A 16,738-nucleotide genomic window follows, 5' to 3' on the forward strand; every position below is an offset into this window, starting at 1 on the left:
GCTGGCGGAGGATCTCCGACTTGATCTTGAGGTTGCCGATCTCCTAGTCGGCGAGGCGCTTCGCGGCGTCGCGGCGGGCCTGTTCCTGGAGTTGGCGGGTGACGATGCCGCGCAGGATCTCGTTTTCCTTGCGGCTGGAGTCGTTGTTGGCGAGCTGCCCGGCCTGCTGGTCGGCGAGGGTGAGCTTCTGCTGGGCGGTCTCGAGCTGGGCCTTGAGGTCGTTCGTCGTGGTGCGGAAGGCCTGGTTCTCCGCCTGGAGGTAGGAGAGCTGGTCCTGGACCTTCTTCAGCTGGTCCTTGAGGAGGGGGACGGAGTTGCTGCTGTCGCCGCCGCTCTGGAGGGTTTTGACCCGTTCCTCGGCGTCGGCGAGCTTCGTCTTGAGCGACTTGTTTTCCTCGAGGATCGTCGCCATCCGCTCTTCGAGGTTGGACGACTTCACGTTGGAGAGTTCGCGCTCGGCGGCGTCGAGGCGCTGGCGGAGCTGGGTCGCCTGGGTGAGGGCGTCGTTGAGCTGCTTCTTCGTGTCGGCCAGCTCCCCTTCGAGGGAGCTGATCCGCTGCTTGAGGGCCGTGGTCTCCGAGGAGATGGCTCCTCCCGAAGTGACCGGAGCGGGGGCGACGGGAGCGGGCGGCACATCCGCCGTGACCGTGACCGGGGGATTGGCCGCCGGTTTCGGCGTCGGGGTGAGGGTGGGGGAGGGATTGCTATCGGCCTTGTCGGCGAGCTGGGCGATCTTGTCCCGGGCGAATTTGATGCGGAAGTTGACGATGCTCGGCTCCCAGTCGGGATAATTCTTCTTCAGGTCGGAAAGCTGGTCGGCAACCTCGGTGTAGCGGCTCCGGGAGCTCGCGTATTGGCCCTTCTGCTCCATCCGGTCGGCGTCCTGGAGGAGGAAGTAGATTTTCAGGAATTGATCCTGGGGCGTCAGCGTCGCCGCATGGCCAACCTCAAAGCTGCCGAAGAAGGTGAAGAGAGCCAGCAGGACGATGAGGATGCGTTTGGCCATAAGAGACGGATAGGTCTGGTCGGGTTTATAACTTATAACTAAGTAAAAAGTCAAACTCCCTGGGAATATTTTCACCAATGAAAAATTGCCTTCCTCCCGGCGAGGTGGGGGAAGGCTTTTTCATCGGTGGATGGAGGGAAGCTCGATTAATGCCGGAAGTGGCGGCGGCCGGTGAAAATCATCGCCAGGCCCCGCTCATCGGCGGCGGCGATGACCTCGGCGTCCCGGACGCTGCCGCCGGGCTGGATGGCGGCGGTGGCCCCGGCTTCGGCGGCGGCGATGAGGCCGTCGGGGAAGGGGAAGAAGGCGTCGGAGGCGACGATGCTTCCCTTCAGGGAGAGCCCGGCCTCGCCCGCCTTCCAGACGGCGATCTTCGACGAATCGACCCGGGACATCTGCCCGGCCCCGATGCCGAGGGTCCGGCCCGCGCCGGAGTAGACGATGGCGTTCGACTTCACGTGGCGGACGACGTGCCAGCCGAATCGGAGGGCGTCGAGTTCCTCGGCGGTCGGCTGCCGCTTCGTGACGACCTTGAAGTCGGCCTCGGGCTGGGGCCGGTCGTCGGCTTCCTGGAGGAGGAAGGAGCCGCCGACGATGGAGCGGATGTCGGTCCCGGCGAGGGCGGGATGGGGGAGCCAGCGGTTGACGATGAGGCGGAGGTTCTTCTTCTTCTTGAGGAGATCGAGCGCGGCGGGCTCGAAGGAGGGGGCGACGATGACCTCGCTGAAGATTTCGGAGATCGCCTCGGCGACGGGGAGGTCGAGCGGGCGGTTGACGACGATGATGCCGCCGAAGGGGGCCTGCTTGTCGGTGGCGTAGGCGCGGTCCCAGGCCTCGGCGAGGGAGGCGGCGCTGCCGACGCCGCACGGGTTCGTGTGCTTCAGGATGGCGACGGTGGGGGCGGAACCGTTGAACTCGGCGATCAGCTTCGCCGAGGCGTCGATGTCGAGGAGGTTGTTATAGGAAAGTTCCTTGCCGTGGAGCTGCTCGAAGGAATCGAAGAAGCGGCCGTAGAGGGCAGCCTTCTGGTGGGGGTTCTCGCCGTAGCGGAGGGACTGGGCCTTGCGCAGGGGGATGGTGAAGCGTTCGTCGGTCGGCTCGACGCCGACGGGGAGGTGGCTGCCGAGGTAGGAGGCGATGAGGCCGTCGTAATGGCTGGTGTGGGTGAAGACCTTCGCGGCGAGCTCGGCCCGGAGGAGGGGGGTGGTCTTCCCTTCGGCGGTGACCTGGGCAGCGACGCGGGAGTAATCGGACGGATCGACGACGACGGTGACGCTGGCGTAGTTCTTCGCCGCGCTGCGGAGCATGGAGGGGCCGCCGATGTCGATGTTCTCGATCGCCTCGTGGAGCTCGACGCCGGGGCGGCGGATGGTCGCCTCGAAGGGGTAGAGGTTGACGATGACGTAGTCGATCGCCCCGATCCCGGCGTCGGCGGCCTGCTTCTCGTGCTCCGCATTGCCGCGCACGTAGAGGAGCCCGCCGTGGACCTTCGGGTGGAGGGTCTTCACGCGGCCGTCCATCATCTCCGGGAAGCCGGTGATCTCGGAGATGTCCTTCACGTCGAGCCCGGCCTCGCGCAGGGCCTTGGCGGTGCCGCCGGTCGAGATGAGTTCGACACCGGCCTGGCTGAGGACTTTGGCGAGATCGACGAGGCCGACTTTGTCGGAAACGGAAATGAGGGCGCGAGGCATCGGATGACTTTGAGGAAAACGGAGGAGATTTCAACCCCTAACCCGACGCGGGCGGCTCAAAAAACCCAGGGCGGCCATTCTTGGGATGCCGCTTAACCTACTCTGGACATTCTCCCTCGGGTTCCTCTACCGTCGGAGCTTCATGGAGATCGGCGAACATCGTTTTTTCAAGGGATTCCCGCAGGAGGCCATCGACCTTCTCCGTAAAGAAGCGGACATCATCGACCTCGCTCCGAGCCAGCTCCTTTTCAGCGAGGGTGACGCGCCCGACGGCGTCTACCTCGTCCTCGACGGCGAAATCAACATCGTGAAGGCCGGTGCCGACGGCTCCATGCGGACCCTGGCCACGATGTCGCCCGATGCGGCCTTCGGTGAGATGGGCGTCTTCGACCAGGCCCCGCGCAGCGCCGGGGCGCAGGCGAGCGGCGCGGGTGGCGTCCGTCTGGCCCGCATCCCCGGCGAGCTCCTGATGAACACCCTCGCCGTCGCCTCCGGGCAGACGGTCGTCAACTTCATCCAGCCGATCTTCGACCGCCTCCGCCAGTCGAACTCAAAGTACATGAACGACATCGTCCGCAAGGAAAAGATGTCCCTCATCGGCGAGATGGCGAACACGATCATCCACGACATCCGCGGCCCCTTCCAGTCGGTCCAGCTCGGCTCGGAGCTCCTGCTCGAGATGCACGGCGACGACGCGACGAAGGACATCTGCCGGATGATCGGCCTCCAGATCAACCGCGTCGCGGTGATGGCCGAGGAACTCCTCGAGTTCTCCCGCGGCACCTCGAAGCTGACGATGGACGTCGTCGACCTCCACGAGCTGATCGAGGAATTCCAGTTCCTCAACAAGGACCTCTTCCGCGACAAACAGATCCCGATCACCTTCCACTCCGCCTCGGTCTTCATCGAGGCCGACCGCCACAAGCTGATGCGGACGGTCCAGAACATCGTGAACAACGCCCTCGACGCTCTCAAGGGGAAGCCCGGGGTGGTGATCCAGGTGGTGACGGGCGAATTCGACGGCATGGCCCAGATCCGGATCGCCGACAACGGCCCCGGCATCCCGGAGCAGATCCGCGCCCGTCTCTTCGAGCCGTTCGTGACCCATGGCAAGAAGAACGGCACCGGCCTCGGCATGGCGATCGTGAAGAACGTGGTCGAAGCCCACAAGGGGAAGATCTTCTTCGAGACCGAGACGAACGTCGGGACGACCTTCTACATCCAGGTTCCCGTCCAGCCGATCCCGGAAGGGAAGGCCCTCGCCGTTCCGTCCGAGACGCCGTTGGTGAAGACCTACGGCGAGCCGGTCGCCGCCCCGGTGGCCCCGATCGCGGCGGTCTCAGCGGTCGCCCCGCTTGCGCCGCTCTCTCCCGTTTCGCCGATTTCCCCGTTGAGCCCCGTCTCTCCGATCTCGCCCCTGCAGCCGCCGACGGCTTAATTCCCCTCCCGGGATTAGCTCCCTTTCAAGGCACGACCATGCCTGGAGGGCGGACTGGGACGAAAAGAGGGAAGGGGAGGAGAATCCTCCCTTGATTTTTGCTTGGTGGAGATAAGGGGGTTCGAACCCCTGACCTTCTCATTGCGAACGAGACGCTCTACCAACTGAGCTATATCCCCAAAGCAAAATAAGGTGGAGCCACTTGTCGGATTTGAACCGACGACCCACGCTTTACGAAAGCGTTGCTCTACCCCTGAGCTAAAGCGGCATCGTTGATTACCAACGTTCTTGCACCTTCTTGTTTGAACTTGTTTTAGGTTTTTCTTGGCAACAACTTGGCAACAAACCAACTCGTCGTTTCGATCACCTTCACAAGTCTAACCCCCACTTTTTTAAGGTGGGACGAAGAGCGTATTCAAGGGGCAGGGGGCATGCAATTCAAAAATGCGGTTTGAGATGAACTCCGCGAGGCAAACCTAACGGAAATAGGAATGCCACTGGTATTGTGGTCGGGATAGGCTACAAAAGGGCAATGAGTGATAATTTTCCCAAAACGGAGTTCATTGAGTTAATTCGTGACGAGGGCAATGGTCCCTTGATGATTCGTGTGGACGCAATCAATAGCATTACCTTCATCCCCGCCGATTCATCGATTGGACGGAAGGACATGATATGGATCAAGATCGCATCATGGGAAAAACCATACATTTATGAAAGCGATCAGGCTAAAGCTGTTTATGATGGCTTAAATCAATTTTTGAAGCCTTCTTATACCGCCCATCTACGGTAGTCAGGGTTGACCGTCCCTCACGCCACTCTCCTTCCCTAACGGGGAGTGGCTTACCGGGGCCTTCGCCGCCGCTGGTGGCGGCGATCATTCCAAATGGCAAAGCGGCTGGTCTTCGCACGCGAAGCGGGCTACAAAAAGGCGTGTCTACCTCTCCTAACCAGCCTTTCCCCCCTAGCCCAATGCGGGTGGAGTCTTTCAAGCACACCCTGCAAGCCGGGGTGGAAACCTTAAAGCTGATGTTCCTCCTCAGCGGAGGTGGGGCTGTCGCGCTTCTGGCCTTTTGTGGCAGCAAGTCTCTCGATGGCGTTCCCCTTCCTGATCTTGGAACGGCCCTTACCCTGTACGTATCTGCTGCATTCTTAGCTGTTGTTGGCCTAGGGGGAACGTATTGGGCACAGGGCAAGTACACTTACGCCATGGCTCATGCCGACTGGGCAAAGGAGGAGATGGCCAAAGGCGAAAATGCGATCAAGGAGGCGAAGGCCAAGGGGGAGAACTACGAAGAGTCATTGGAGGGCCGGACCAGAAAAATCTATATTTCTCAACGCATGGACGATGAGGTCCGCCTTAATAGAGATGGGAGAAATCGGACCATCGCAGTTGTCACCCTAACGCTTGTCGCTTGGGCGCTCTTCGCTTTGGGAACAGGTTCGGCATACAGAGCATTTACCTCGATGTCCCCTCATGCCGCTGCCGTAGACAAAAAGGTCGATTGTCAATGCAAGGAGGTCGCATTGCCGTCCTCTGTCACGGTGAATGTTAATGAGTCGACGCCGGTGCCGCCCATCGTTCCTCCCCCTGCGGCAACACCTCACGCCCCTGCCAAGTAGCTATCGCGTTTCCTAAAGGATTGGCTGACTTAGGGTGCCGCCGGGAGCTTGGCCGACCAGGGCGTCCAACTAGAACGACATCAAGTCGTCCCAACTCACGCCCAGCCCCTTCCGCAAAGCCTTGGCGATGGCGACCGAGGGCAACCGCATCCCGAGTTCCACTTGCCGGACGTAGACAGCGGACATGTCCGCTCGTTCGGCTAGGCCCTCCTGCGTCAGGCCCGCACCGGCCCGGAGCCTTTTCAGGTTCCTTCCAAATTTGGTTGCTTGCTGGCGTCGCTCGGCGGGCGTGGACACCTGTTCAGGTTGAGCATTTCCTTATTTCAGAACAGATGCAGGTGCTTCTGTTTTGACTCGACGTGGTACCTGCCGGGAGGTAGTCCAAGTGCCGCATGGAACTTTTAAACGGCTTGTTCATTGGCGGCTTCATTTTCCTTACCTACGTCGAATGGGTCTTGGTGAAGGATCTTCGGGAGGTGGGACGGGAGAAGTACGGGTGGGTGCCAATCACCCTCGTGAAGGCTGTGCTATTGCATCTGGTGACTGTCGTCACTTTCTTCGGTTTAGCCTTCCTTTCTGGCCTTGCTCGTCTTCCCGACTCAGCTTGGACTATACCCGTCATATCAATTATCGCTGTGGCGGCGATGCCGTTGACGATGCTGTGGTGGGCGTTAAAAAAAACGAATGACTGGATGTTTTCTGCCAAATCCGCGCTCGCCATTTTGCTTATCCTGCCCGCTATCCTTGGCCTGATCATCGGTGTGTGTGTCAGCTTCGGCTTCTTGTTGAAATTCCTCGGCCTTGGCCGTGCGGCTGCTCCACCGAGCGGCGGAAACGGCGGCAATGCCGGACTCCCTATTGTGCAACCCCCTCCCAACTACTACGATGCGAACGGTAATCCCGTTCACTAGGTGTGACCGCCCCTAACGCCACCCTCTTTCCCCTACCGGGGGGTGGCTTACCGGGGCTTCGCGGGCTCTGGCTCCCGCGATCACCCAAACAAAAACCCCCGGCCACTCGGCCGGGGGCGTGTGTCAGCGGATTTAGTTCCGCCCGACCTCAAGCGAGGTCGGCCAGAGCGAAACTCGCTTCCCGCAGATGGTCTTCCGCTTCGGCTTCGATGCCGAGGCATGGTCGGCTAGGATCGCCGCCCGCACCTCCATCGCCGCCCCGTGCGACGGGGCCGGTGACGGGGCCGTCGGCGGGGTGCCTCCGTCGCCTCCATTGTCCCCGCCGGTCGCCTCGGGAGGCGTCAGGAGCCGCTGCCAAAGAGGCTGTTGGATCACGATGAAGACCGCCGCGAACCAAGGCCCAAAGGCCATGACCGCCCAATGGTGGGAGAGGGTGCCCCATGCGACCATCCCTATGGCTGCGAGGGATAGGTATACGATCTCACGTTTACAATTTTTCCGAATCTGACTATCGGTTAGTTTCATAGTTGTTCCTTTCTTTTTTTCTCACGCAGCCCCTCCGCGCCACAGCGCCAGACGGCACCGTGTGGGATGGGAAATTGGGTTAGTCGGTCTGGCGGCGGGCCGGATTCCGAGGGGGCGGATTGAACCCCGCCGAGGGCGTCGTCTGCCCCGTGGTGGAGCCGTCGGAATGGCGACGGCCATGCTCTCCGGCCCCGCTCGACGGCGTGGAGCCGCCGCCGCCGGAGTGACCTCCAGTCAGCCAGCTTCCCGCCGTGGACGGCCCCGAGGTGCCGCCCGCCCCGGAGGCTTTTCCCGCATACCAATCGCCGAGGGCGAGGCCGCCAGTGACGAGGACGGCGGCGACCGTCGGAATCGAGGTCAACGCCAAAATCCAGATGTAAAGCGATTGATCGACCCCCGCAATCCACGACGTGAGGGAGAAGACCGAGGTGCTTCCGGTGGATGCCGTTGCCGTCAGACTATTCAACGCGGCGGTCGCTAAATAGACCGCCAGCACAGCGGCCACCGTCTGACTCAGGACGACGACGACGATGCCCTTGATGATCGTGACGGGCGACCCGAAGAGGCCAGCCGACGCCAACCAGATTGCTCCGGAGGCACAGCTAAGTGGGATCATCCAGACCCCCACAACGATATATCCAAGGGTCCCGTTTAGAGCGATTTGCAGGAGATTATTCTCTTTGCCCATCGACGGCTGAGGCAGCCAGCGCATTGCCTGTGAGACCTCGAGGACCATGTTTTGGCCGGGGCCGTCGGGAGCTAAGTACCCGCTGGTGTAGATCATCGGTGCAAGGCTCCCCGTCGCCGATTTCATATCGATGTCGCTCCGAACCTGCTCTCTGACAGAGCTGAAACCGTAGTCATACAGCCGACCGTAGATCGTTGCAGCGGCTTGCTGCATCGCACTCGGATCGGACGCCGCAGCCCGCGCCGCCGTGGCGACGGCTTTTGCTGTTTCCTGCGGCGTCGAAGTCGATTCCGAGGGGGAGAACGAGGACGATGAAGAGGAGGACGCCGCCACGGAGACTTGCGAAAACGCCCGATCAAAGACGCCCTGATAACGAGCCAAGAGAGCGGCGGAGTCAACGTCTGTGCCCTCCATCTTGAGCAGCGCCCCGACGACGGCGGCGCTCGTCCGAACGCCTCCCTCGGCGGTCGCCTCCAAGGTGGCCGACCTCGTCTGGCAATAGAAATCGAGCGTGTCGCTTTGCGTCGTCGAACCCGACGACCCCGCCCCAGAGGGGGCCGACGTGTACCCCGTCAGGCTGTCCACGGAGGAGAGGAAGACCCTCGGCCAGAGGCCGCTACTAAAGAGGAGGATCACGGCACCCGCAACCATCGCGGTCCAAGAGATCCACTCCTGCGGCGGAGCCTTATGGGACGCGATCCTCGAGCCGGTGACGCCGCCCGACGCCAAGGCGACGGCGGCGAGCAAGACCCAAACCGAGGTGCGGCACCGTCCGCCGATGGTCCCGGTTGCGCCGGTCGAAAAGTCATGGAGGGCGCTGGCGATCAACACGAAGACCGAGGATGAAACCTGCGTCGAGGTGATGTCGCCGGGGGTCGCCCACGACTGGATCGCGCTGAACGACGGCGTGAGGGACGAGAAGGCTTGGGGGAAGATCTGCGAGTCCGGTGCCACGCCCTCGTCGGTGCCATCGGAGGCGGAGATGACGCCGGAGCCGTCACCGTTCCATGACGCCGAGGCGGTCCCGGCGCTGAAGCCGAAGACGAGGAGGCCGATGAGCCAGAGCGACTGGGTGGCGCGTTTGCCGGATCTCAAAAATCGAAGGTAGACCGCATTCGGACTGTTGTACTCTTGCGCAGCCTTCAACTCTTTGGCCTTCCGCTCGTCCTCCCGTTTCAACCAAGCCTCACGAGCCTGAATCTTGTCCTCTTCCTGTTGGCGTTTGTATTCTTTGTACTTTAAAAAATACGCGGCTTCGCCTGCCTCCCGATTAAAATCGGATATGTAAAATTCAGCGGCGTCTTCCTCGTCCCTGTACGTCCCCAGCCTCTTCATGCGAGCGCAGTAATCGTCAAAATTTAGCATCATAATTTTCTTTCTTTAGTTTTTGGCCGGAGGTCTGCAATAGCGCCTCCGGCCCTGTGTTTATCGAACTTCGATCTGTGCAGAGGGGGTCTGCACAGGGTGTGCACAGCTGTGCATTTCCGGCTCGGCGATGGCGACCGCCACCGCATCGATGTGCCCCGGGATCTCGTCGTCTGCTTCTCCGTCGTCTGCCCAACCCACGGCCTGATGGCTCGATTCCCGTCCTTGCCGCCGGAGCCGGACGCCCGTCCAGCCGACCAACTGCTCCCCATTCCAGCGTGTGCGGACCTTGCGAACGTCTCTTACCCCGGAGAACGCCGATTCCATCGCGGTCGAGATGAGGGGTTCCAAAGCCTTCTCCGGGCGGAGGTCGTTGGGGTGATCCTCGCGCCAGAGGTTGACCAAGGCTTTTGACGGGACAAAGGCACCCACAGGAGAATGAGTCCATCTTGCGACCTCCAACTCCCGCCAATGCCCTAGTCGAGCTGGGAGCCATGCCGCCCCCTCTACATCGTTCTTTTTCTTCGGCCAGGACTTCGCGGCCATGACTTTCATGAACTCAGCTGCGAGCTTGTGCGGCTGGATCGGCACCGGGGCGTCCGTGCATTGAGCGCTCCAGAAGGAAGCTGCCTCTTCGCAAATCCGGTAGACCTCCTCGTCGGTGATGGAGACGAGATCGTCGCTTTCCTCGATGTAGATCGACCATCCCCTAGATGGAGGATCATACGACAAGAGCGCAGCCCGGAGGATGACCTCGGCAGCCCGGGCGACGTTGACAGCCCGGACTGTTGGCTTAGTGCTTGTCTCTATCACTCCCTTTATCTTCTTCTCTTTCGTTTTGACCGTTATGAGGAAGATGTTTCCTCGAGAGGGAGGCAGCGTCGGGGCATGTGGAATGTAACCCTCCGGCACATAAGGCAGGCTGTCGAAGGCGCAGACACGATTCCACTGAATGGTATGGATCTCCTCCTTCCGCCGGAGTGTCAGTTCCCGCGTTGCAGCGATGATCGGGATTAAGCTCATAGTGTCCCTTTCTTTGCTCTTCGGGCTTGAATCCCGCGTCCTAGCCCCTGAGCGAACCGACGAAGCCGAATGGCGTCCTCGGCCTCCGCCCTCGTCATGACGAGGCCAAAGCAAACCACCATCTCCTCCTCGAGGTGGGGGTAGGCTTGGGCGGCCTGATCGGGCGTGAGGGCGTCCCATTCTTGATCCTTATTCATAGATCCTTCTCCTTGTTGCCGAGATCGATCTTCGGCGTCTTTTTCACCTTCGGTTTGCCATCGTCGCCAACCTCCGTCGCGGCTCCCGCGTCGAAGTCCGAACCCTTCAACCATGACGCAAGGTCGAACGCCGTCTTGGCCCACCCGAGGCCGGGGATGAAGCGGCACCCGATGGACAACGCGGCGCTCATCGCAATCTGCTTTGAAACGGTTTTAGCAACCGTTTCAATGGCGCTGTTCGCGGAGTTGCCATCTAGGAGCATCTTCGCCAGCTGGTACTTCGCTTTGAGTTTTTGCGCCTTCTTGAACGCAGCCTTGGCCTTGCGGGCGGCGGCATCTTCTTCGGCGACCTTGCGAGCGCGTGCTTTCGCGGCGGCCTCTCCATGAGGCAGCGTTGGCATCGGCATCGGCCCCTTCGAGGTGGACGTCGCCTTGTCGGTCTTCGCCTTCTCCGCCTTGGCCTTTTCGGCCAGGGCGTCGGCATCCTTACGCGCTTTTTCTGCGAGCCGGTGCGCCTCGGGATCGTGTCGGCGGGGCAGGTCTCCCTGCACGCCGAAGACATGGATTTTGGGCTTGGCGTCGTCAATGAGGGGATCAGCGCCGCCGCGTAATTCGGATGCGCCGCCGTCGCCGCCGCTCCCACTCCGGCGCTTCCCGGCGGTCGGCGTCATGAAGACCTCCGGCGTCGAGAGCGAGGGGATTCCGCTCGCCCGGAGCCGGTCGAAACGGAATCGCTCGCCGTCAACAGTGAGGGTCGGGTTGAGACGAAAGCCTCCGGCTTTCGTCGTCGCCTTGATCGTCAGGCGACCCGACGCCTTGAGGGCATCGATGCCCTCGGCGTCGATCTTCTCGGCGAGCCGGACGAGGGCGTCGTCGTGGCGAGAGAGTGCCGCCGACCGAACGGCGGCGACCTTCTCCGCATGGGTGCCGCTGTTCGGGCTGATTGGTCCCGGCATTGGCGTCTGCGTGACAGTGGCTCCATCGTCGTTGATGTCAGCCCCCTTCGATTTCGGGGCTTTCTCTTTTCCGATTGTTAGGTCGTTTCGGTCAGGATCACCCTTCCCCGGTTCGACCCCCACGGCCCACTTCATACGCTGAAGGCCCTTCAGTTTCTCGGGGCGGATGTCGAGGCACTTGCCCGTTTCCGGGTCGTAATTCGACGTGGCGTGGTGGCTGTGATGGGCCTCCGTATTAAGGTGCGTTCCGGCAACCCACGGAGAGTTTGGCGCAAGCTGATCCGCTAACAGCGGATCGTTTTCCGCGAGGATGTCGGCGGCCAAAGCCTTGTACTCTTCCTGTGTCGTCATCCCCTCCACCCGTTCGACGACCGAGCGGGTGAAGGGGTCGAGGTCGGACAGGTCGAGGTCGGGGCCAACGGCGGTTGCCTCGGCTTCTCGCCAAGCATCGAGACGGCGGGAATAAGCGTCCCAGCGTTCGAGGGACAACCCATCATGCCGAACTTCCCGGCCCTTGATGTCGGGCCGAAAAGCGGCGAACGCACGGACATTCTCGTCCGGCGTCGGGGTCACCTGACCATATCCCTTGAGGTCGCCGCGTGCCTCGCATTTGGTCCCTTTTTTTCCAAGGATGTAGGCGATGTTCCGGGCGGCATCGCCGCCCTTCCAGCATCGCACGATCATTTTCGGGAGCGGGGGGAGGGTCGTCATTATTTATTCCCCCTCGTCGCGTTGATCGAGTCGACAAGTGCCTCGACGCGCTCGACCAACTCCGGGGCTACAGCCCCGGAGTGCAGCGCGGCAAGGCTTTGATTCAGGAGGTTCCCAACGCGGCGAATTTCCCCAACCGCCGCGACCAGCGCGACAGCGTCGAGGCCGACGATGTCGCAGAAATACCACGCTGCAACGACTGCCGCCCGCTGGCGCGGCGGCAGCTTCATGATGTCTTTGGCGAGAGCCCGAGGAACACGGAATGTCACCGCGACAGTCGAGCGTTCTGCCTCCGGCGCGTGCCGCTGGCGGCCCTTATCACGGGCCTTACGGGCGGCGGCAAGCACGCCAGCCCGCGCTGCTTTCGCCTCCGCCGTAAGCGGAGGACGACCCCGCTTCCGCTTTTCCGGCGCGGGGGAGTCCGGCGCATTGTTATTTGCGGGGGCCTGATCCTTATTTTCCGACGCGGGGGGGATGTCCGCGTATTTGATATGGGCGGGGGTGATGTCCGGAATTATCGGCGCAGGGGTTAAGTCCGCGTTATTATTTGAGCCAGCTACGCGCTCAGCCCCCCGCACCTCTGGTGCTGTGGTCTGGCGCTCGTCGGCTTCGCCTCCGCTGGCAGGGGACGGCTTCGCCTCTCCCCTTGACCCCTCAGAGGGGGACGATGTCCCCCCATCCCCCTCTGCCTCCGCCTTGTGGGCGTCGGCATGGCCTAGCTCGGCCTCCCCGGCGGCAGGAGCGCCATGTGGGTGCAAGGCCGCGTCCGGGACGACGACCGCGCCGACCGGAGGGTTCCCCGCGAGACGATCAAGGAGGCGACGGCGAGCCTCATCCCCGGTGATTTTCTCGCCATCGCGGAGAGCCGCGAGACGCACTTTTTCGATGTCCGCGCCGGATGGTTCGACGACCCCGTCGTCGAGCCGGACGCCGGGGTCTTGGTTCCGAAAGAAGGCCATTACTTTGCCCTCCGAGGCAGCACCTCTTCGATATTCAAAAAGACCTCCCGTAGCCGTGAGTCTCGTGAACCACGAATGGGGATAACGACCGAAATAAGCCACCCCCAAGCGCACGACCGTACGCCGAGGTGGTAGCTGTTCCGACCGTGTCGAGCGACAGCTAGTGCGGCGAAGGTTGAGGCCGCATCCGAATAGTCCTCCGCGTCGATGTGGGCGCGGAAGCCCTCGCATTTGAACTTTCTCATCGGCTGGCTCCAAGACCGAGCCACCCGCTCTTCTTAGGTTGTTCCGTGACGACCGGGGCGACGACCTCGGCGACCTCGGCCAAAAGGACCGGCGCGGCCTCGACGACGGGCGCGGCAACGACCTCCGGCTCTTGGGCGACGGCGACCTCGGCGATGAGGGGGGAATTAGTCGCCGCCGTCGATGGTGACGCCACACGCGGTTTGCGCGTCCGTTTCGCGTCGGCGACGTGTTCGGCGGCTCGTAGGATTGTCCTCACTCCCTGCGGTTCCTCGAGGCGGGCGATGAAGCGTTCCGCCGCTTTCTTAGCCGCCTTGGCTTCGTCTTTGCGGTACTCCTCCACGGCTGCTTCGAGGGCTGCCTCGAGGTCGGCGGCGAGGTCCGCGACGACGGCCTCAGCGAGCCGGGAATCCGCGAAGACGCGGGACACCGGCGCGACGATTCCCGGACGATACTGATCTAGAAGAGCAGCGATCATGAAGCCCTTTCGCTCTGGCGCAGGGCGCGGGCTTTGGACTTGAAACGTTCGTCCGCCGGAAGACCCGGAAGCAGATGACCCTCTCGCTCGAGCCTGTCGATAAAGCGGTTGACGGCCTCTTCGCTGTAGAGGGCTGTGCTTCCTTTTCCGCCGCCGACGGCGGCGACCAACCATTTGTGGTGCGTGCCTTCGTCGAACCGTTTCGATTTGTGGTCGAAGCAGTAGTTAACAATCGTCTCGCGGCAGTAGAGGCGACGGAGCCCGGAGTGCGCGACGTTTAGGCGGTTGTATTCCGTCCCTGAAGGGGGAGGGGGCGCAAGATGCGCTTTTGAGAGGCGGGAGCAATCCGTCTCGTGAATCGGTGGGGCCATAGCAGCGAGTCGACTAGCCCTGTGTTGACAGGGTCTAGGGCTCGCCGCTCTCGCTCCCTTTACAGGGCGACCGCAGCCACATTGCCGAGGGTTTCACCCTCGGTCACCTCCACCGCTTTCGCGGCAACCCACAAATCCGTTGGACGGGGGGAGACTGTGCCCCACCGGTTGGACTCCTGCCCTTATGGGCTGCCGGAGCGCCGGTGATGTGCGTAATCTGATTGATTTTGGCAAAAAAGGCAATGCCTTTTTGCTTGTTTCTTGTTGTGCTAGGGCCTAAAAGCTCGCAAGTCCTTGTCCGCTTAACGAGTTGCGGAGGGTAAAAAATTATGCGGTAAGGGCCAAAATGGGAGCCATCTTGGGCGGCAGGATGGCCCAATATTCTTTCGCGGCGGCTTCGGTTATCCCCCGGTTGCAATAGAATTTCTCAAACGTTGCTACGTCCTCATGGCGCATCTCCTGCGCCACTTGCTCCTTGTTTTTGACGCTGGCGTACCGGTAGCTCCCGAAAGAATGGCGGAGCCCGTTGTCTACCCACTCGACCCCAGCCGCGAGGCGCAGTGCGTCGAGCTTCTTCCGTCCATTGGTCGGCCAAAGCCTCTGGCCGGGGAGAAGGGGAAAGGCGAGCAGCCACGCCTTGAGGGTGTCATTGATTGGGATGTCCCGGCCCTCGCCCATCTTCGCAATCTCAACAGGAACATGGATGAGTTCCGGCATCCGCACTTGGTCGGCGGTGAGTTGTTCCAACTCCTCCCGCCGCACCCCGGAGAAGGCACCGATGCACAGCCATGGGACGAGTTCCGGCCAGCTTTTCACCTCGCCCGTCCCCTCGTTCTCGACCCCGTAAGCTGCCGTTTCGATTAGCTTGCGGAGGGCTTCCGGCTTGAAGACTCCCACCGACTTTTTGGGAACCTCGGCTCTTTCCAGAACGGCAAAGACGTTCTCCGTCTCTTTCGACACGTACCCCTCCTTCTGCCACCAGCGGAAGGCAGTCCTCAACTGGTCCTTGACGAGATTGCGGGTTAGGGGGTGCTTGTAGTTCTTCTCCAGCCACGTCTTAACGGCGTCCCGTTTCAAGACAGCCTCGGCAAGAGGGAATGTGCCGAACTCCTCGGCGAAAGGAACGGGGAGGGGAGGTATCGGAGCGGGCTTCTCGCCCTTGGCCTTCTTTGCCTTATAGGAGGCAAGGGCGCGGACGTGTTCGATCTTCGTCTGATCCGACAGACGCAGGAGCCGCGCCCGAATTGTCATATAGTACGTCGTTTTCCTCTGAACCTCGGGGAAGCGGTCTAGGTAGATCTCGACCGCTTGAAGAACGGTAGTGCCGGGGTGCTTGACCCTTGCGTTCGCCAGTAAGAAGGTGGCGGCTTCGGTTAGAGTCCTCCCATAAGGGCCAAGGAGTCGCCATGCGGCGAGGGCATCTTTAACAACAGACTGAGGGAGTTCCTTCGACGCCTCCGCGTCTTTTTGGGCGAGTTCCTTGCGGGAATCCCGTTCGGCCTCGGCAAGGGGCCTCGTTGGGAAAAATAACCGCTGACGGCGAAACACGCCGTCCGGGTCTTGAATCTTGCCGAGATCGAGGCACCACCGAAGTTCTCCGCGAACCGTCACCCTCGCCACTTTGCCTTTTGCCATCCCTAAATCATGGCAACAACTTGGCAACAGTACAAGTTAGTAAAACCTAACCTGTTGATTATAAGAGTGATATTCTCTTGGAGCCCCGGCTTACGAAAGCGTTGCTCTACCCCTGAGCTAAAGTGGCGTTACCTTGCCCTTCTCCGAAACGGGGAAGGGGTGGACAGTGTACGCGGGATGCCGCGCGAGGCAAGCAGAAATCCCGGAAAATGTGGGAAAAAGCCCCCCTGAAAGAGGGCTATTTTTTCGTGACCTTTTCCAGGTACTCCCGGACGGCCTCGCGGAGGTGGAAGGCTTCACTCTCACCGCTCTCAATGACGAGATGGTTCCAAGCGTCTTTCATTTGCCGGGTGACGCGGGCCCGGAGGACGAAGTCCTTTTTCTGTTTACGTGTCTGCAAAGCGTACAAATTGTGAAACAAATTCTGGCGTAAGACAATATTAAACTTAAACCTCGTTTGTGGCTCAGAGTAGGCCTCCGGCAAGAGCCTGAGGCGAGGCGAGGACTGGGGATGTGTGGAAACGCGCCCGCCGCTTACTTGACGCTCTCCTTGATCCCGAAGGCGAACCAAGCGGCGGCGATGAGGCAGAGGAAGCTGGCGAGGTGGTTCCAGCGGGGGGTCTCGCCGAGGACGACTTTGGCGAAGCCGATGAAGACGGTGAGGGTGATGACTTCCTGGAGGATCTTCAGCTGGAAGCCGGAGTAGGCGGCGGAGCCGTAGCGGTTCGCGGGGACGGCGAGGCTGTATTCGAGGAGGGCGATGCCCCAGGAGATGAGGATGACGGGGAGGAGCCGCCAGCCGTGGAGGTACTTCAGGTGGCCGTACCACGCGAAGCACATGACGATGTTCGAGAGGGTCAGCAGGAGGGTGACCTTGAGGAAGAGGGGGCTGGGCATGACTGGCGTGTGACCCGGTCGGAG

At 61.5% G+C, this 16,738-nt stretch carries 17 protein-coding genes and 2 tRNA genes; 6 read left to right on the forward strand and 13 right to left on the reverse strand.

Features of this window, described 5'->3' with window-relative positions; translation table 11 throughout:
• Positions 1-43: 43 nt before the first annotated feature.
• Both BLU04_RS11390 and purH read right to left on the reverse strand, forming a co-directional pair.
• Positions 44-1,006, reverse strand: a complete 963-nt coding sequence (locus BLU04_RS11390; protein WP_093286010.1) for a hypothetical protein — start codon at positions 1,004-1,006, stop codon at positions 44-46.
• Between the two features lie 146 nt (positions 1,007-1,152).
• On the reverse strand, positions 1,153-2,697 hold the full coding sequence (purH, locus tag BLU04_RS11395) for a bifunctional phosphoribosylaminoimidazolecarboxamide formyltransferase/IMP cyclohydrolase (protein ID WP_093286012.1): 1,545 nt from the start codon (positions 2,695-2,697) through the stop codon (positions 1,153-1,155).
• Between the two features lie 85 nt (positions 2,698-2,782).
• Here purH and BLU04_RS11400 point away from each other — a divergent pair, with 85 nt between their 5' ends.
• Positions 2,783-4,135 carry an ATP-binding protein gene (locus BLU04_RS11400; protein ID WP_093286015.1) on the forward strand — a complete coding sequence of 451 codons (1,353 nt, stop codon included), beginning with the start codon at positions 2,783-2,785 and terminating at the stop codon, positions 4,133-4,135.
• A gap of 103 nt (positions 4,136-4,238) precedes the next feature.
• Here BLU04_RS11400 and BLU04_RS11405 read toward each other — a convergent pair.
• Together BLU04_RS11405 and BLU04_RS11410 are read right to left on the reverse strand one after the other, a co-directional pair.
• Positions 4,239-4,314 (reverse strand) — tRNA-Ala (locus BLU04_RS11405).
• A gap of 14 nt (positions 4,315-4,328) precedes the next feature.
• Positions 4,329-4,403, reverse strand: a tRNA-Thr gene (locus tag BLU04_RS11410).
• A 264-nt stretch (positions 4,404-4,667) separates the two neighbouring features.
• Between BLU04_RS11410 and BLU04_RS16550 the strand changes: the two genes are divergently transcribed.
• Both BLU04_RS16550 and BLU04_RS11415 read left to right on the forward strand, forming a co-directional pair.
• Positions 4,668-4,925 carry a hypothetical protein gene (locus BLU04_RS16550; protein ID WP_157895303.1) on the forward strand — a complete coding sequence of 86 codons (258 nt, stop codon included), beginning with the start codon at positions 4,668-4,670 and terminating at the stop codon, positions 4,923-4,925.
• A 218-nt stretch (positions 4,926-5,143) separates the two neighbouring features.
• Positions 5,144-5,755, forward strand: coding sequence for a hypothetical protein (locus tag BLU04_RS11415; protein WP_157895304.1), 612 nt, complete (start codon positions 5,144-5,146; stop codon positions 5,753-5,755).
• A gap of 69 nt (positions 5,756-5,824) precedes the next feature.
• On the opposite strand, the gene BLU04_RS11420 is transcribed toward BLU04_RS11415, so the two are convergent.
• Positions 5,825-6,052, reverse strand: coding sequence for a helix-turn-helix transcriptional regulator (locus tag BLU04_RS11420; RefSeq protein WP_093286020.1), 228 nt, complete (start codon positions 6,050-6,052; stop codon positions 5,825-5,827).
• Between the two features lie 95 nt (positions 6,053-6,147).
• On the opposite strand from BLU04_RS11420, the gene BLU04_RS11425 reads away from it, so the two are divergent.
• Positions 6,148-6,666 carry a hypothetical protein gene (locus tag BLU04_RS11425; RefSeq protein WP_093286023.1) on the forward strand — a complete coding sequence of 173 codons (519 nt, stop codon included), beginning with the start codon at positions 6,148-6,150 and terminating at the stop codon, positions 6,664-6,666.
• Between the two features lie 132 nt (positions 6,667-6,798).
• Here the strand turns inward: BLU04_RS11425 and BLU04_RS11430 are convergent, their stop codons facing one another.
• The 5 genes from BLU04_RS11430 to BLU04_RS16555 all read right to left on the reverse strand — a co-directional run bounded on the left by BLU04_RS11430 (position 6,799) and on the right by BLU04_RS16555 (position 12,361).
• Positions 6,799-7,077, reverse strand: coding sequence for a hypothetical protein (locus BLU04_RS11430; protein WP_157895305.1), 279 nt, complete (start codon positions 7,075-7,077; stop codon positions 6,799-6,801).
• A 193-nt stretch (positions 7,078-7,270) separates the two neighbouring features.
• Positions 7,271-8,974, reverse strand: coding sequence for a hypothetical protein (locus BLU04_RS11435; protein WP_157895306.1), 1,704 nt, complete (start codon positions 8,972-8,974; stop codon positions 7,271-7,273).
• A 330-nt stretch (positions 8,975-9,304) separates the two neighbouring features.
• Complete coding sequence (locus tag BLU04_RS11440; protein WP_093286030.1) at positions 9,305-10,267, reverse strand: hypothetical protein; 963 nt, start codon at positions 10,265-10,267, stop codon at positions 9,305-9,307.
• Positions 10,268-10,460: 193 nt separating this feature from the next.
• Positions 10,461-12,131: a hypothetical protein gene (locus BLU04_RS11450; protein ID WP_093286035.1), complete on the reverse strand. Its 1,671-nt coding sequence runs from the start codon at positions 12,129-12,131 to the stop codon at positions 10,461-10,463.
• Positions 12,131-12,361, reverse strand: a complete 231-nt coding sequence (locus BLU04_RS16555; RefSeq protein ID WP_157895307.1) for a hypothetical protein — start codon at positions 12,359-12,361, stop codon at positions 12,131-12,133. Before BLU04_RS16555 ends, BLU04_RS11450 begins: the two co-directional genes overlap by 1 nt.
• Positions 12,362-12,877: 516 nt before the next feature.
• On the opposite strand from BLU04_RS16555, the gene BLU04_RS16560 reads away from it, so the two are divergent.
• Positions 12,878-13,225 (forward strand): hypothetical protein, encoded by a 348-nt coding sequence (locus BLU04_RS16560; protein ID WP_157895308.1) that lies wholly within the window; start codon positions 12,878-12,880, stop codon positions 13,223-13,225.
• A gap of 106 nt (positions 13,226-13,331) precedes the next feature.
• Here BLU04_RS16560 and BLU04_RS11460 read toward each other — a convergent pair whose 3' ends face one another.
• Positions 13,332-13,811 carry a hypothetical protein gene (locus BLU04_RS11460; protein WP_093286041.1) on the reverse strand — a complete coding sequence of 160 codons (480 nt, stop codon included), beginning with the start codon at positions 13,809-13,811 and terminating at the stop codon, positions 13,332-13,334.
• Between the two features lie 74 nt (positions 13,812-13,885).
• Here BLU04_RS11460 and BLU04_RS11465 point away from each other — a divergent pair, with 74 nt between their 5' ends.
• Complete coding sequence (locus BLU04_RS11465; protein WP_093286043.1) at positions 13,886-14,092, forward strand: hypothetical protein; 207 nt, start codon at positions 13,886-13,888, stop codon at positions 14,090-14,092.
• A gap of 417 nt (positions 14,093-14,509) precedes the next feature.
• On the opposite strand, the gene BLU04_RS11470 is transcribed toward BLU04_RS11465, so the two are convergent.
• Entirely contained in the window at positions 14,510-15,817 is a 1,308-nt protein-coding gene (locus tag BLU04_RS11470) for a site-specific integrase (RefSeq protein WP_157895309.1), read from the reverse strand.
• Between the two features lie 534 nt (positions 15,818-16,351).
• Positions 16,352-16,714 (reverse strand): DMT family protein, encoded by a 363-nt coding sequence (locus BLU04_RS11475; protein ID WP_093286047.1) that lies wholly within the window; start codon positions 16,712-16,714, stop codon positions 16,352-16,354.
• Between the last annotated feature and the right edge of the window lie 24 nt (positions 16,715-16,738).

It is taken from the genome of Verrucomicrobium sp. GAS474, from assembly GCF_900105685.1.
Taxonomy (GTDB): domain Bacteria; phylum Verrucomicrobiota; class Verrucomicrobiia; order Methylacidiphilales; family GAS474; genus GAS474.

Coding starts and splice junctions, on each gene's coding strand:
- purH (WP_093286012.1), bottom strand. CDS start 2,697: ATGCCTCGCGCCCTCATTTCCGTTTCCGACAAAGTCGGCCTCGTCGAT.
- BLU04_RS16550 (WP_157895303.1), top strand. CDS start 4,668: ATGAGTGATAATTTTCCCAAAACGGAGTTCATTGAGTTAATTCGTGAC.
- BLU04_RS16555 (WP_157895307.1), bottom strand. CDS start 12,361: ATGAAGCTGCCGCCGCGCCAGCGGGCGGCAGTCGTTGCAGCGTGGTAT.
- BLU04_RS11400 (WP_093286015.1), top strand. CDS start 2,783: ATGCCGCTTAACCTACTCTGGACATTCTCCCTCGGGTTCCTCTACCGT.
- BLU04_RS16560 (WP_157895308.1), top strand. CDS start 12,878: ATGTGGGTGCAAGGCCGCGTCCGGGACGACGACCGCGCCGACCGGAGG.
- BLU04_RS11460 (WP_093286041.1), bottom strand. CDS start 13,811: ATGATCGCTGCTCTTCTAGATCAGTATCGTCCGGGAATCGTCGCGCCG.
- BLU04_RS11440 (WP_093286030.1), bottom strand. CDS start 10,267: ATGAGCTTAATCCCGATCATCGCTGCAACGCGGGAACTGACACTCCGG.
- BLU04_RS11425 (WP_093286023.1), top strand. CDS start 6,148: ATGGAACTTTTAAACGGCTTGTTCATTGGCGGCTTCATTTTCCTTACC.
- BLU04_RS11465 (WP_093286043.1), top strand. CDS start 13,886: ATGACCCTCTCGCTCGAGCCTGTCGATAAAGCGGTTGACGGCCTCTTC.
- BLU04_RS11475 (WP_093286047.1), bottom strand. CDS start 16,714: ATGCCCAGCCCCCTCTTCCTCAAGGTCACCCTCCTGCTGACCCTCTCG.
- BLU04_RS11470 (WP_157895309.1), bottom strand. CDS start 15,817: ATGGCAAAAGGCAAAGTGGCGAGGGTGACGGTTCGCGGAGAACTTCGG.
- BLU04_RS11450 (WP_093286035.1), bottom strand. CDS start 12,131: ATGACGACCCTCCCCCCGCTCCCGAAAATGATCGTGCGATGCTGGAAG.
- BLU04_RS11390 (WP_093286010.1), bottom strand. CDS start 1,006: ATGGCCAAACGCATCCTCATCGTCCTGCTGGCTCTCTTCACCTTCTTC.
- BLU04_RS11430 (WP_157895305.1), bottom strand. CDS start 7,077: ATGGCCTTTGGGCCTTGGTTCGCGGCGGTCTTCATCGTGATCCAACAG.